Annotated in this window: 13 protein-coding genes; 11 read left to right on the forward strand and 2 right to left on the reverse strand. The window is 44.7% G+C overall.

Features of this window, described 5'->3' with window-relative positions; all coding sequences use genetic code 11:
- The first annotated feature begins 51 nt into the window (after positions 1–51).
- The 6 genes from dsbC (at position 52) to LIX84_RS14390 (ending at position 7808) form a co-directional block, all read left to right on the forward strand.
- Positions 52–840, forward strand: coding sequence for a bifunctional protein-disulfide isomerase/oxidoreductase DsbC (gene dsbC / locus LIX84_RS14365; protein ID WP_012842135.1), 789 nt, complete (start codon positions 52–54; stop codon positions 838–840).
- A gap of 44 nt (positions 841–884) precedes the next feature.
- Positions 885–2624 carry a single-stranded-DNA-specific exonuclease RecJ gene (gene recJ / locus LIX84_RS14370; protein ID WP_006742673.1) on the forward strand — a complete coding sequence of 580 codons (1740 nt, stop codon included), beginning with the start codon at positions 885–887 and terminating at the stop codon, positions 2622–2624.
- Positions 2625–2797: 173 nt separating this feature from the next.
- Positions 2798–3896 (forward strand): peptide chain release factor 2 gene (gene prfB / locus LIX84_RS14375; RefSeq protein ID WP_100068604.1). Its coding sequence is split into 2 segments (ribosomal slippage): positions 2798–2872 and positions 2874–3896, totalling 1098 coding nucleotides; the frame shifts between segments, so codons are not numbered across the junction.
- 34 nt (positions 3897–3930) lie between these two features.
- Positions 3931–5448 carry a lysine--tRNA ligase gene (lysS, locus tag LIX84_RS14380; protein ID WP_005397328.1) on the forward strand — a complete coding sequence of 506 codons (1518 nt, stop codon included), beginning with the start codon at positions 3931–3933 and terminating at the stop codon, positions 5446–5448.
- 244 nt (positions 5449–5692) lie between these two features.
- Complete coding sequence (vpsR, locus tag LIX84_RS14385) at positions 5693–7027, forward strand: cyclic-di-GMP-binding transcriptional regulator VpsR (protein WP_046873964.1); 1335 nt, start codon at positions 5693–5695, stop codon at positions 7025–7027.
- A gap of 529 nt (positions 7028–7556) precedes the next feature.
- The gene (locus LIX84_RS14390) at positions 7557–7808 is read left to right on the forward strand and encodes a hypothetical protein (RefSeq protein ID WP_005397324.1); all 252 of its coding nucleotides are present in this window, start codon (positions 7557–7559) and stop codon (positions 7806–7808) included.
- A 134-nt stretch (positions 7809–7942) separates the two neighbouring features.
- Here the strand turns inward: LIX84_RS14390 and LIX84_RS14395 are convergent, their stop codons facing one another.
- Positions 7943–8977 carry an NADP(H)-dependent aldo-keto reductase gene (locus LIX84_RS14395; RefSeq protein WP_226421580.1) on the reverse strand — a complete coding sequence of 345 codons (1035 nt, stop codon included), beginning with the start codon at positions 8975–8977 and terminating at the stop codon, positions 7943–7945.
- A 154-nt stretch (positions 8978–9131) separates the two neighbouring features.
- On the opposite strand from LIX84_RS14395, the gene LIX84_RS14400 reads away from it, so the two are divergent.
- Positions 9132–9443 (forward strand): DUF6482 family protein, encoded by a 312-nt coding sequence (locus LIX84_RS14400; RefSeq protein WP_005397320.1) that lies wholly within the window; start codon positions 9132–9134, stop codon positions 9441–9443.
- 15 nt (positions 9444–9458) lie between these two features.
- Here LIX84_RS14400 and mutH read toward each other — a convergent pair whose 3' ends face one another.
- Positions 9459–10139, reverse strand: a complete 681-nt coding sequence (gene mutH, locus LIX84_RS14405) for a DNA mismatch repair endonuclease MutH (protein WP_005397318.1) — start codon at positions 10137–10139, stop codon at positions 9459–9461.
- Between the two features lie 619 nt (positions 10140–10758).
- On the opposite strand from mutH, the gene rppH reads away from it, so the two are divergent.
- The 4 genes from rppH to lgt all read left to right on the forward strand — a co-directional run bounded on the left by rppH (position 10759) and on the right by lgt (position 15236).
- Positions 10759–11280: an RNA pyrophosphohydrolase gene (gene rppH / locus LIX84_RS14410; RefSeq protein WP_005381953.1), complete on the forward strand. Its 522-nt coding sequence runs from the start codon at positions 10759–10761 to the stop codon at positions 11278–11280.
- 2 nt (positions 11281–11282) lie between these two features.
- On the forward strand, positions 11283–13529 hold the full coding sequence (ptsP, locus tag LIX84_RS14415; RefSeq protein WP_047009107.1) for a phosphoenolpyruvate--protein phosphotransferase: 2247 nt from the start codon (positions 11283–11285) through the stop codon (positions 13527–13529).
- A gap of 6 nt (positions 13530–13535) precedes the next feature.
- On the forward strand, positions 13536–14327 hold the full coding sequence (locus LIX84_RS14420; protein WP_006743341.1) for a sulfite exporter TauE/SafE family protein: 792 nt from the start codon (positions 13536–13538) through the stop codon (positions 14325–14327).
- A gap of 87 nt (positions 14328–14414) precedes the next feature.
- Positions 14415–15236 (forward strand): prolipoprotein diacylglyceryl transferase, encoded by an 822-nt coding sequence (lgt, locus tag LIX84_RS14425; RefSeq protein WP_005385964.1) that lies wholly within the window; start codon positions 14415–14417, stop codon positions 15234–15236.
- Positions 15237–15238 lie beyond the last annotated feature (2 nt).

Below are 15238 nucleotides of genomic sequence, written 5' to 3' on the forward strand. Positions count from 1 at the left end.
AGATTCATCCATGTCTTCTTGGAAAAACGATTTTATATTAAGGTGAATTTCATGAGCGTATTACGCCGACTAACTCTGCTGACTTTACCATTTTTTGTTACCGCTTGTGGTGCAGAAGAAAGTCAGGCTAAAACGGACACTCCTGCACAGCAAGTGGCACCAGCTGCGCAAAGCAGTTTTGATGAAGCGGCATTAAAAACTAAGTTCTCAAAGCTTGGTTTATCTATCGTTGATATTCAGCCATCAGAAGTTGCTGGTTTATTGGAAATACAAACTAATGGCGGGATCTTGTTTGCTTCAAATGATGGTAGCCATTTTATCGCTGGTACGCTTTATGCCATCAATGACGATGGTAGTTACAAAGATGTCATTGCAGAGCGCCAAGCGCCGCTTAATGCGGAGAAAATCGCGCAGTTCTCCGATAGCATGATTGAATACAAAGCCGACGATGAAAAATATGCTGTGACGGTATTTACTGATATCACTTGTGGTTACTGTGTGCGTCTGCACAGCCAAATGCAAGGCTATAACGATCTAGGCATTACAGTGCGCTACATGGCTTACCCTCGCCAAGGTGCTACTGGCCCAGTGGCAGAACAAATGGCGACGATTTGGTGTGCTGAAGATCCAAAGTCGGCAATGCACAATGCGAAAGTGAATCGTACGTTTGATAACCCTGCGAAAGACTTAAAACAGTGTAAAGAAACCATTCAATCACATTACAATTTAGGTCGCCAATTGGGAATTTCTGGTACGCCAGCGATCTTCTTACCGAATGGCGAAATGGTTGGCGGTTACCTACCACCTGCAGAGCTATTGAAACGTTTAAAGCAACAATAATCCTTTAGGAGCAGAGCCGGCAAAGTCGCCGGCTCTTTTCAAGCATGATAGAAATTCAACGACGTCCTGAACCTGATCTTTCCCTTCTTCCTGATTCCATTCCTCCGATTCTCAAACGTATCTACATCAACCGTGGGATTACGGATCCTGCGCAACTAGAAACGTCAGCTCGTGGTTTGCATTCTTACCAAAAACTCGGGGGGATTGAGCAAGCTGTCGAGCTTTTGTTTCAGGCAATAAAAGAACAAAAACGCATCATCGTTGTCGGTGATTTTGACGCTGATGGCGCGACGAGCTCTGCATTGTCGGTGCTCGCGCTGCGTATGCTTGGTAGTCACAATGTGGACTACCTAGTACCGAATCGTTTTGAAGACGGTTATGGGTTAAGCCCAGAAGTCGTTGACCAGGCATTAGAGCTTGGCGCTGAGATGATCATGACGGTAGATAACGGTGTGTCATCAATCGAAGGCGTGCGTTATGCAAAAGAAAACGGCATTACCGTGCTCGTTACCGATCACCACTTGCCAGGACAAGTGTTGCCTGATGTGGATGCAATGGTGAACCCAAACCTTGAGAGCTGTCATTTTCCGTCTAAAGCGCTCGCTGGTGTCGGGGTCGCGTTTTATCTCATGATGGCACTATGCGTTCATATGCGAAAACACAATTGGTTTGCAGAACAGGGGATGCAAGAGCCTAAGTTGATGGAACTGATTGACCTTGTTGCACTGGGTACCGTCGCCGACGTCGTTCCATTGGATGAAAACAACCGCATTCTTGTACACCAAGGCTTGCAACGTATTCGTGCGGGCAAAGCGCGCCCTGGCATTCAAGCATTGATTGAGGTCGCGAAGCGTGATGCGCGTCGTTTAGTGGCGTCCGATTTTGGTTTTGCTTTAGGTCCTCGTATCAATGCTGCTGGTCGCCTTGATGACATGTCATTTGGTGTTGAACTGTTGATGTGTAACAACATTCACGCCGCTCGTCGTATGGCAAGTGAACTGGATGGTTTGAACCAAACTCGTAAAGAGATTGAAGAAGGCATGAAGCAAGAAGCGATGGCTTTCTGCGAACGTCTTCAGTTTGGTGAAGGCAGTGAGCTTCCTTACGGATTAGCCTTGTTCCAACGTGATTGGCACCAAGGTGTGATTGGTATTTTGGCCTCGCGCATCAAAGAGAAGTTTCACCGTCCAGTCATCGCATTTGCTGATGGCGGAGAAGGGACAATTAAGGGCTCGTGTCGTTCTATTCCGGGGTTACACATGCGTGATGCGTTGGATTTCATCGACACGCAAAACCCAGGTTTGATCATCAAATTTGGTGGTCACGCGATGGCGGCAGGCTTAACAATTAAAGAGCAGGATTTCGAACGTTTCAGCCGTTTATTTGATGAAGTGGTAAAAAAGGAACTCGATGAAGCGGCGCTAAAAGGCGTGATCATGTCAGATGGTGAACTTAAGCCTGAAGAATTCTCTATGCATGTCGCTGAACAGCTACGGTCTGGTGGCCCTTTTGGACAAGCCTTCCCTGAACCAATCTTTGATGGTGAGTTTAAAGTGTTGCATCAAAAGCTGGTGGGTGAGAAGCATCTTAAATTGATGTTAGAGCCGCTTTACAAAGGTCATCCTACCAATGTGATGATCGACGGCATTGCATTTAATGTCGATTTGCGTCGCTGGCCGGATGCATCAGTTAAAACGGTACGTTTAGCTTACAAATTGGATGTGAATGAATTTCGTGGGAATCAATCACTGCAATTGATGATCGATCATATCGAAGCTAAGTAATATCTAGATTAACCTTTCTTATAGAGTACGGTTGCCCCTAAGAGGGTGTGAAATTTTATGACCGTGCTCTCTCTAACCGCAATCTGATTTCTCATCCGAAATTTTCCTGTATCTCGGTCACATTTTTCAGTAGAATTTCTCGGTTAAATTCTATTCTAAAATGTTGAGTAAACATGTTTGAAATCAATCCAATTAAAAACCGTCTGCAGGACGTGTCTCAGCGCACAAATGTCCTGAGGGGGTATCTTTGACTATGACGCGAAGAAAGAGCGTCTAGAAGAAGTCAACGCAGAGCTTGAACAACCTGATGTATGGAATGAACCTGAACGTGCACAAGCACTGGGTAAAGAACGTGCATCGCTAGAAGCGGTTGTTGAAACTATTGATCAACTAGAGCAAGGTGTAGAGGACGTAGAAGGTCTTCTTGAGCTGGCTGTAGAAGAAGAAGATCAAGAAACATTTGACGAAATCGAACCAGAACTTGCTGAGTTGGAAGAGAAGCTAGAAAAGCTTGAATTCCGTCGTATGTTCTCGGGTGACCATGATAGTTCAGATTGCTACATCGATTTGCAAGCTGGCTCTGGTGGTACGGAAGCACAAGACTGGACCAACATGCTGCTGCGTATGTACCTACGCTGGGCAGAGGCGAAGGGCTTCAAAGCTGAAGTGATTGAAGTCTCTGAAGGTGAGGTCGCGGGTCTTAAGTCGGCAACAGTTCGTATCTCTGGTGAGTATGCGTACGGTTGGTTGCGCACTGAAACGGGCGTTCATCGTCTTGTTCGTAAATCTCCGTTCGATTCAGGCGGCCGTCGCCATACGTCATTTGCGTCTGCGTTCATCTATCCAGAGATTGATGAAAACATCGACATCGACATTAATCCTTCTGACCTACGTATCGACGTTTACCGTGCGTCAGGCGCAGGTGGTCAGCACGTCAACACCACGGAATCTGCAGTACGTATTACGCACGTACCAACGAACACCGTGGTTCAGTGTCAGAATGACCGTTCTCAACATAAGAACAAAGATCAGGCAATGAAACAGCTTCGAGCGAAGCTATTTGAGCTTGAATTGCAAAAGCAAAACGCGGAAAAACAAGCCAATGAAGACGCTAAGTCTGACATTGGCTGGGGTAGCCAGATCCGTTCTTACGTATTGGATGACTCACGTATTAAGGACCTCCGTACGGGCATTGAAAACCGTAATACTCAAGCGGTTCTTGATGGCGATCTGGACAAATTTATTGAAGCTAGCCTGAAATCAGGCCTATAAAGCTTTTCACCGACAAAAACAGGATACATCGAAAATGACTGATGCTGTTCAAAACGAAACTGTACTAGAAGAAAATAAGCTGATTGCTGAACGCCGCGCTAAACTGGATGAAATCCGAAAGAGCTGCAAAGCAAACGGCCATCCAAACGACTTCCGTCGTGACGCACTAGCGGGCGACCTTCAAAAAGAGTTCGGTGAAAAGACGAAGGAAGAGCTAGAAGAGCTTAACCACGTGGTTGCAATTGCTGGCCGTATTATGGCTAAGCGTGGTCCATTCCTAGTAATTCAAGAAACATCTGGCCGTATCCAAGCTTACGCTGCTAAAGACGTACAAAAAGAGCTAAAAGAGAAATACCAAGGTCTTGATATCGGTGACATCATCGGTGTTAAAGGTGCGCTGCACAAATCTGGTAAGGGTGACCTATACGTGAACATGGAAGAATACGAGTTGCTAACTAAAGCACTTCGTCCACTTCCTGAGAAGTTCCACGGTCTTACTGACCAAGAAATGCGTTACCGTCAGCGTTACGTTGATCTGATTGTGAACGAAGATTCACGTAAAGCATTTATTGTACGTTCTAAAGTAATGTCTGCAATTCGTAACTTCATGATCTCAAAACAGTTCATGGAAGTAGAAACGCCGATGATGCACGTGATCCCTGGTGGTGCAAGTGCACGCCCATTCATCACGCATCATAACGCGCTAGACATGCCAATGTACCTACGTATTGCACCTGAGCTATACCTGAAGCGTCTAGTGGTTGGTGGCTTCGATCGCGTATTCGAAATTAACCGTAACTTCCGTAACGAAGGTCTTTCTCCACGTCATAACCCTGAATTCACTATGATGGAATTCTACATGGCGTACGCGGATTACAAAGATCTGATGGACTTTACTGAAGAACTACTAAGCTCGGTAGCGCAAGAAGTTCTAGGTTCAACATCAATGCCTTACGGTGATGAAACGGTTGAATTTGGTGGCACTTACACTCGTATGAGCATGTTTGAAGCAATCAAGCAGTACAACCCAGATCACGCGCAAATCCAAGCGCTAACCGAAGAAGATCTACAAAACCGTGAACTGATGGTTTCTATCGCGAAATCAGTACATGTTGAAGTAGAAGACTTCTGGACGTGTGGTCAGCTTCTAGAAGAAATCTTCGGTGAAACAGCAGAACCTAAGCTAATGCAGCCAACGTTCATCACTGGCTACCCAGCGGACATCTCTCCACTGGCTCGCCGTAGCGATGACAACCCGTTCTTTACAGACCGCTTTGAATTTTTCATCGGCGGTCGTGAAGTGGCGAATGGCTTCTCAGAGCTTAACGATGCAGAAGATCAAGACGCGCGCTTTAAAGCACAGGTTGAAGCTAAAGAGTCTGGTGATGACGAAGCTATGTTCTACGATGCAGATTACATCACTGCACTAGAGCACGGCCTACCACCAACGGCAGGCCAAGGTATCGGTATCGACCGTCTGGTTATGCTACTGACTAACACGCACACTATCCGTGACGTGATCCTATTCCCAGCAATGCGCCCACAAGCGTAATTTGGCAGGATGATCAAAAAAACCACCTTCGGGTGGTTTTTTTATGCCTTTTAGTTAAATAAGTTCAAGTTGTTGCATTTGCTTTTTAATAGGATATGCAAATAAACATTCGCCAAATCTCAATCTATTGCATAGTCTTAATACTGAGACAGACGTGGGGGCGCGGAGTCTCGATAATGTTACCCGCTCGCAAAGATAGGTTTGTGGCGCAAAATTTCTATTAACAATGAAAAAGGGTTAGAGAATGGCTGGGCAGTTTAAGATGGATTCCATCCCGGGATCGCTTGTGGTAGTTGGCGGTACTTATGAGCCTTGGTTATCAGTACTTGAGCAAGTGGGCTGGAAGTGTCACCAAGTGGGTGACTTACGCAAAGCTAATACGTTGTTAGAGGATATTGGTCCATGTATCGGTATTGTCGATCTCAGCCATGACGAATTCAGCTTGAACGGTTTGGCGAACTTAGTCAGTTCTCACAAACACGTGCGTTGGTTAGCGTTTATTCGTGAATCTCAGCTTGGCACTGATACCATATGCCAGTTCATTGTTAACTTTTGTATAGACTTTTTCACTGCGCCAATCCCGGATGCCCAGCTTTTAAGCACGATTGGTCACCAGCTTGGTATGCTCAAGTTGGAGAAAAAAGTTTGGCCTAGTTTTGGTAGCAGCTTAGACATGGGGCTGATCGGTGAATCTATCCCGATGAAGCGTTTACGCGATCAAGTAAAGCGAATCGGTCCGACGGACGTCAGTATTCTGATTTCTGGGGAAAGTGGTACAGGTAAAGAAGCGGTTGCTCGCGCTATCCACAAAGTCTCTTCACGTTCTCATAAACCGTTTATGGCAATTAACTGTCGCGCGCTCAATGAGCAACGTTTCCAGGCGGAAGTATTTGGTATTAACGCCGATGAAGATATGGAAGCATGTATGCTCGAACAAGCAGATGGCGGCACCGTGTTGTTTAATGACATTCTTACCATCTCAAAAGAGCAACAAATGAATCTGCTGAGATTCTTGCAAGAAGGCACCATTGATACCAAAGATGGCGTAAAAGCGGTTAACGTACGCATTCTTGCTGCTAACTCGTCAGATGTTGAAAAAGCTTTGATTGACGGAGATTTTAATGAAGAGCTTTACCACTACATTAACGTATTACGCATTAATGTCCCGAGCTTAAAAGAGCGCGCGAGCGATATTTCTTTGTTAGCGCGCTACTACTTACAAGAGTTTTCTAAAGAGTATAACTCGCAAGCAAAAAGCTTTTCTGAGGATGCACTCAAGGCACTGACACGTTATTTCTGGCCAGGTAACGTACGTGAGTTGATGAATCAAGTGAAACGAGCGGTTCTGATGTCTGACAGCGTAATGATTGAAGAGCATCACCTAGATTTGCCTCAGCGTAATGACTCAAAGCGTAGTTTGAAATCGATTCGTGAGAAGAGTGAGCGTGACGCGTTACTGGTTGTTTTGGAATCTCATTCTGGTCAAGTTTCGAATGCGGCGAAGGAGCTTGGTGTTTCACGCGCGACCATGTATCGACTACTGAACAAACATAATTTGATTTCCGATCAAGCCATGTAATTTGTTCTTTCTGAAGTTAAATTGGTGAATGAATATCAGTGAAGGAGTGGCTACAAAGCCGCTCTTTTTGTTTTTGTATTCAGTTTGATTTATAAAATCCGTAATTTCATATATTCCCTAGGTGAATATGTTATATAGAAAAGTATATGAAACTGAATTGCGGTGTATTGATTTGTTTTTAATCAAAAAGACAAAAAATGTTTGATATATATTCATCAAAGCTTACAATTTAACCGTAACTCAATGAGTTATACCTTTCATAAACGGATTAATTTTTAGCTAGGAGGCGCAAGATGAAACATTACGTTGTTAACACCACTGCTTGCGCTGATCGTATGCCTATCGCTCCGATGACTCTTAAGTCGGATGATACCAATACTACTGGCTCACAAGATAAAAATTAATCCGTAACCTATCTTATTTATTACTAGGCTGCGGAAAAGTAGCGGCTTAGTATCAACAGAGCGCCTCTGTTCATTTTACGCACTATTTTTCCCAGTCGAATACATCGATAATCGGAGAAAATATTATGCGTCACTCTATTTACCTACAACTGGCAACTTTGCTATTGAAAGCAGATCTTAAACGCGAAGAAAAGCAATGGCAGCGAACCATACGCCGCACTGCTCATGATGTTCCATGGACGAATGTTCATCTATTGAGGGATATTGGTTTAGATAGCGATGGTCGTTCCACACGCGCCAATGTTCCGGATGCAGTAAAAGTTGAACGTCGAGTTCGTCACCTTCGTCGAGTTTTAACGTCGCGAATAATGACGTAATCGTTAGCGTGTTGGACTGACTGAGTTGCTATCGAGTCATTCAACACGCTTAACGTGCGATATGAAGTCATACTTCATTTGATAAACAGCTGACCTTGAAGGTCAGCTGTTTTCGTTTGAGGGGAGCTTTACTGTTAAGGGCAAGGGTTCGAGTAGGTTGTACCAATTGCTTGAATCTCAGTAAGGAGCTCATCGCTTAGTTTTAGATCGATACTGTCGATGTTGGCTTTTAATTGGTTGAGGTTGGTCGCGCCGATAATATTAGATGCTACAAATGGGCGCTGATTGACAAATGCAAGTGCCATTTGTACAGGATCCAAACCATGCTCTTGGGCTAAATTGACGTAAGCTTCGGTCGCTTTTATCCCCTGAGGAGTAAAGTAGCGCGCAAAACGCTCCCACTTCGTGCATCGAGCACCCTCTGGTCTCTCACCATTCAAGTATTTGCCGCTTAGGCAGCCAAATGCCAGTGGAGAGTAGGCCAGTAGCTGGACACCTTCATAGTGGCTGATTTCAGACAAGCCCACTTCGAAGCTGCGGTTCAATAAGTTATATGGGTTTTGAATGGAGACAATTCTTGGCAAATCGTGTTTCTCTGCCAAACGCAGTAGCGACATCACACCCCACGGCGTTTCGTTTGATACACCGATGTAGCGTACTTTGCCTGCATTCACTAGCTCAGTCAGCGCTTCCAAGGTTTCAATTAATGTGACTTCTTCTTGCTTGTCTGGGTAAGGGTAGTTGAGTTGACCAAAGCAGTTAGTTTGACGTTGAGGCCAATGTAATTGGTATAAATCGACATAATCCGTTTGCAGGCGGTTAAGGCTGTCATCAATTGCTGTATGGATGTGGCGACGATTAAGGCTCATGTTGTCTCGGATGTGAGGGACGCCGCGAGGGCCAGCCACTTTTGTTGCCAGCACAACTTTTTCACGTTTGCCGCTCTTTGCTAACCAATTACCGATGTATTGCTCGGTGAGTCCTTGCGTTTCCGCTTTGGGAGGTACAGGGTACATCTCTGCGGTATCAATGAAATTCACCCCATGATCAAGGGCAAAGTCGAGCTGTTCAAAGGCGTCCTTTTCTGTATTTTGCTCGCCAAACGTCATGGTTCCGAGGCAGATTTTACTGATCTCAAGTGATGAGTGCGGTAGTTTTGTGTATTGCATATCACGTCCTTGAAGAGTTACCGACTAAATAAGTGATTCCAATATAGGGGATTTTTAACCGCTATCGCAAATGATTTACGTATAAAGGAAGACCAAACTCGAAAGCTATACATAGCCTAACTACACTTAAATAATCGTGTGAAGGAGGTACGTTATGCAGAAGCATCAATTGGACATGTGGTTACACGGTCCCCATAAAGATACTTATAAAACTCCCAAAGTATTTGTGATTGGGTGTTCTGATGTCTCTGACTATTTGCTAGCAGTGGAGTACAAGCATCAACTTGAGCCAATTAAAGACGGTGAAGATCCGATACATTTCGGTTCGCTAGATTTGGTGAAAGAAGAGCTGCTGAGGTTAGGGGTAGATAAAGCGTACTTAAGGCTGCACAATGCATATGACGAATGTGGCACTGAAGAGGCAGCCTCGTACTGTGATATCGAGTTATCGCTCGTGACGCACTAAATGGCGGAAACAACATTACTCAGATGGCGTGCTGATGTAGTGCTTGAGTAAGATCTGTTCAGTAAACTGTGTTCTGAGGTAAAAACCTCGGGGCAGAGTTTTTATCGGTTTGCCATTTGAGCTATATGCTTCGGTGAGGGCTTTTGCATTCGCGGCTTTAGGGCGAAGATGCAGTGCTTCTCCGTGTCTGGCGGAAATTTGATCAAATTTCCCCAAGACGATCATCTCCATTAGCTCTTCCCAGTCGTTTCGTAAAATACGCTCTTCGTCGTCGTCTGGTGACCAAATCAGTGGGCTACCAACACGTCTTTCTGCAAGTGGAATTTCTCGTTCCCCTTCCACTGGTACCCAAAGCACACGAGACAGCTTGTTGCGTACATGGCTTGTTTCCCATGTAAGACCATGAACACCAGTCAGGGGAGCCACAGAAACAAAGGTTGTTTCTAAAGGTTTGCCAGAGTGACTGATCGGAATACTTTTCAGCTCGATCCCTAGCTTAGCGAAATCTTGTTGAGGTTTACTGCCAGCCGGAGCGCCCAAATGCCATTCGAGTAATTGACCCACCCAACCTTTATCACGTTTTAAGTTTTCAGGAACAATCATATTCGCCTCGGCGGCCAGCTCTGCAAAGCTAAGTCCTGCCATATCATGAGCGCGTTCCAATAGCTCTGCTTCTGTTTGTGGTTCTGGTTTCATAGTCACAAGGTGGTATTACAAAAAATATAGTTTATCAAACTCCGGCCAAATCTACTGTTTAAGATTTCACCGAGGCGGTGTAAGAACGATCAATTCATAACTTATCCACAGATGGAGGAGGTATTGATAAGATCCTGACGGGGTCTGTATGAATAAACAGGGGTTGAAATGCATTTTTGGGGTTGATTTTGTTGTAATCATCTAAACGAATAGCAGGTGAGTGTGGATAAATAGCCTGTTGGTGGATCTTTGACCGATCTGAGTTTGGTGAAAAGATCATCAAGAAACTGAAGATCGATTTATCGTTATTTTTAAAAATAAATACTTTTCTATCAATGTTTTATGTTTATTTTCTTGTTTCTTTATTTGTTTTGCTTTTGATGGGATTGAACTGAATTACTCATTTGAATTGAATTCTTCACAAAGTTATTCACAGAAAAGGTGAATAAATGTGGGCAATGTCTCACTCTTGTGTTGATAAGGTATGATGTGATTAAAAGATATCCAAATATGGTGAAAAGGTAATAAATCTTGCTCATATCACATCAGTAAGTTTGCTAGTAATGGGGATATGTGGAAAAATCACGGTAATAAAAAATTTATTCATAGAGGTTAGCCAGTGATAGATGGCGATGGTTACCGACTTAATGTTGGTATTGTGATATGTAATAACCATGGTCAGGTCTTCTGGGCTAAACGATACGGGCAACACTCATGGCAATTCCCACAAGGTGGAATTGACGAAGGTGAAACTCCTGAACAAGCCATGTTCAGGGAGTTATATGAAGAAGTCGGTTTAACGAAAAAAGACGTTAAGATCATTGCAACAAGTCGTCATTGGTTAAGATATAAGCTACCAAAACGATTGGTGCGTTGGGACTCCAAGCCTGTTTGTATCGGCCAAAAACAGAAATGGTTTCTGCTGAGATTAGAATGCGATGAATCTCGTATTAATATGCAACGCGGAAAATCCCCTGAATTTGATGGTTGGCGCTGGGTGAGTTACTGGTATCCAGTTAGGCAAGTTGTTTCTTTCAAGCGAGATGTTTATCGACGAGCGATGAAAGAATTTGCATCCTTAGCCATGCCTTTTCGAGAGAGAAAAGCGAAAGGGAAAAGAAAAAAGCAACGTAGAGGATAATCATGCTCAGTCAGCTAAGGGAAATAGTTGAGAAAGTCTCCAGGGTCGATGATGTGCATCTGGCACTCGATATATTGGTGAAAGAGACTTGTGCTGCCCTTCGCACTGAGTGCTGTACTATCTATCTTGCTAATGAAGAAATGCAGCGCCTTGAGTTAATGGCAACTCAAGGCCTTATTTTTGAAGGTGATAGTATTCATATCAACTTCAATGAAGGCTTGGTTGGGTTGGTTAAACGAAGCGCAGAGCCACTCAACCTTGCCGAAGCCTCAAAACATCCCGAGTTTAAATTCTTCCCTCAACTCGGCGAACAGATTTACCACTCCTTTTTAGCCACTCCAATCATTCATCGAAAACAAGTTTTAGGTGTGTTGGTGATCCAGCAAAAAACACCTCGCTTGTTCAGTGAAATGGAAGAGTCTTTTCTTGTAACGTTGTCCGCTCAGCTAGCAGTGCTTATTGCGCATGCGCAGAATCTTGGGCATTGGCAGTTGGCATCTAAACCCACGGTATTAAAAGGTTTGCCTGCATCTACTGGTGTCGCGATTGGAGAGTTTTGGTTCGACAATACCCAACCGAGTTTATCGGATGTTTTCCCATCGTCCACGTTAGATAAGGAACGTGAGCACGAGACATTGCTGGTGGCGATAGAGCGAGCGTTAAATGACTTTCGCCGTATGCGGAAAAAACTGGACAGTGAAATCAACAAAGATGCGCTGGCGATCTTCGATCTGTTTACTCACTTACTGAATGATCCGATGCTTCGTGGTGATTTGAAGAAGCAAATTGAAAAAGGAGACAGGGCAGATTGGGCGTTACGCCAAGTGGTAGAGTCATACTCGAATCGATTTGCCAGAATGTCGGATGTCTACATGCGCGAGAGAGCGCAAGACATCCGAGAGTTAGGGCAAAGGCTGCTCTATTTTCTGCATAACAGTGAGCAAGAAAATTCTGCAATTGATCGCCCCATTATTTTGGTGGCGAATGAACTCACTGCCACCTTGCTCGCGTCTGTACCTAAAGAATTTTTGTTAGCCGTCGTGTCACTAGAAGGTGGCGCGAACTCTCATGCGGCTATTTTGTCTCGCGCACTTGGAGTTCCCGCTGTCATGGGCGCCAACATTAACCCGGATGTGGTCAATGGCAAACTCGGGATAGTGGATGGTTATACGGGCGAGATCTTCCTAGAGCCAAACCGTCAATTATTGCGAGAGTATCGCAGCTTAGTGAGTGAAGAGTCAGAATTGTTTGCAATGGTAAACAAGGACCTCGCACTCCCAGCGGTTACGCAAGACAATCACCACATCGAAATTATGCTCAATGCGGGGCTCAGTGCAGACAGTAATATTGCCATCAATACAGGAGTTGATGGTGTTGGGTTGTACCGAACTGAGATTGCATTTTTACTTCAACATCACTTTCCGTCCGAAGATGAGCAGTATCATCAATACCAAGCGATACTCAACAGTTATCCGAATCAACGAGTGGTGATGCGCACTTTGGATATTGGTGGTGACAAACCTTTGCCGTATTTGCCCATCGAAGAAGATAATCCGTTTCTAGGCTGGCGTGGCATTCGTTTTACATTGGATCATCCAGACATTTTCTTGATCCAGCTGCGTGCAATGTTAAGAGCGAGTGCAGAAAGCGGAAACTTAAGTATTTTATTGCCAATGGTGTCAGGGGTAAAAGAGTTAGACGATGCCATTAGCTTGATTAATCAAGCTCACAGCGAAGCCGTGTTGCTTGATGATAGAATTCAGTTTCCACAAGTTGGGGTCATGATCGAAGTGCCATCAATGGTGTATTTATTGCCAACGATTGCTCACCGTGTTGATTTTGTTTCTGTCGGGACAAACGATTTAACCCAGTATTTATTAGCAGTTGATAGGAACAATTCGCGCGTCGCGGATGTCTATGAATCTATGCATCCTGCGGTACTGTTAGCGCTTAAGCAAATCCATGACGTGTGCGATAAGTATCAGGTGCCAGTGTGTATTTGTGGTGAGTTAGCTGGCGACCCATTTGGCGCTCTTCTCTTACTTGGGTTAGGGTATACCAGTTTGAGTATGAACACCTCCAACGTGGCTAAGGTGAAATATTTGATTCGTCATAGCCAACAAGAAGAATTAGAAAAATTAGCGGAGCAAGCAATGACAAAGTCCTACGGGGAGGACATTCATCAAATGATGCATGACTTCTTCATCCAACAGGGTTTTGCGGGCTTTATCCGTGCAGGTAAAAAGTAGGAAATCGTGACCGTCTCTTTATTTTTGTTATTGTTGGCGCTAGGCGCTTTTGTGGGTGTGATGGCGGGGTTACTCGGTATCGGTGGTGGTTTGATTGTTGTTCCTGCCTTGTTGTATTTGCTTCCTCTTGCTGGAATCTCTCCAGAAATGAGTATGCACATGGCCCTAGCCACTTCGTTAGCGAGTATTATTGTCACGTCAGGCTCATCGGCGATGAATCACCTTAAGCTCGGCAATGTCGATATGTTCGTCGTAAAATGGTTGATGCCAGGTGTGGTTATAGGTGGTTTTGTCGGTGCCAATATTGCTGAGTGGATCCCTACGCACTACTTGCCGAAAGTATTTGGTGTCATTGTTCTTTGCCTGTCAGTACAAATGTTCCGTTCCATTAAAGTTACGAGCAGTAAACCTATGCCGAGCAGCCCGGTGACCGTTGCGTATGGCACGGGGATTGGCGTTGTATCAAGCCTTGCTGGTATTGGTGGTGGTTCACTATCGGTCCCATTTTTAAATAAACACGGGATAGAAATGCGTAAAGCGGTGGGTTCATCTTCCGTTTGTGGTTGCGTGATTGCTATTTCTGGTATGATCGGTTTCATCTTACATGGCTATAAAGTGGAAGGCTTACCTTCATACAGTATTGGCTATGTTTATCTTCCAGCATTATTAGCTATTGCCATGGCCTCGATGCTCACAACAAAAGTGGGTGCGAAGCTGGCAACTAACCTTCCAACTGCGGTATTAAAAAAGATATTCGCGGTGTTCTTAATGTTTGTAGCAGCGACCATGCTGCTCTAAGTTTGTACCCAAGTCATTCTCGCTGAACCAAGCATCTAGAGGTTACTTGGGTATATTTATTTTGTTGTGATAAGAAGAGAATGATTTATGTCTCAGGGATATATTGAATTTCCCAATATTGATCCGGTTTTAATCTCTATTGGTCCTGTTTCGGTTCGTTGGTACGGTTTGATGTACCTTGTGGGCTTTATGTTCGCCCTATGGTTGGCGAACCGACGTGCGGATAAGTCGGGAAGTGGTTGGACACGAGAACAGGTTTCTGATTTGTTGTTCGCAGGCTTCCTTGGCGTGGTGATTGGTGGCCGTGTTGGCTACGTGCTTTTCTACAATTTTGAGCTTTTCCTGGCTGACCCTTTGTATTTGTTTAAAGTGTGGACCGGTGGTATGTCTTTCCACGGTGGCTTACTGGGTGTGATTACCGCGATGTTCTGGTATGCACACAAAAACGGGCGAACGTTCTTCGGCGTTGCCGACTTTATCGCGCCGCTTGTGCCATTTGGTTTGGGTATGGGGCGTTTAGGTAACTTCATGAACAGCGAATTGTGGGGCCGAGTAACGGATGTGCCTTGGGCGATCGTTTTCCCAAATGGTGGTCCACTGCCACGTCATCCATCGCAGCTTTATGAAATGGCGCTTGAAGGTATCGTACTTTTCTTCATCTTGAATTGGTTCATCAAGAAACCTCGTCCTCTAGGTTCTGTTTCAGGGCTATTTTTAGCTGGATATGGTACATTCCGCTTCCTAGTTGAGTACGTGCGCGAACCAGACGCTCATTTGGGTTTATTCGGTGGCTTTATTTCCATGGGACAGATTCTATCCCTGCCAATGGTGGTTATCGGTGTCCTAATGATGGTTTGGGCATACAAACGTGGTCATTACAAAGACGAGTTACCACAAAAGACGAAGTAAGG

It is taken from the genome of Vibrio sp. E14 (assembly GCF_020515785.1).
Lineage (GTDB): Bacteria > Pseudomonadota > Gammaproteobacteria > Enterobacterales > Vibrionaceae > Vibrio > Vibrio diabolicus.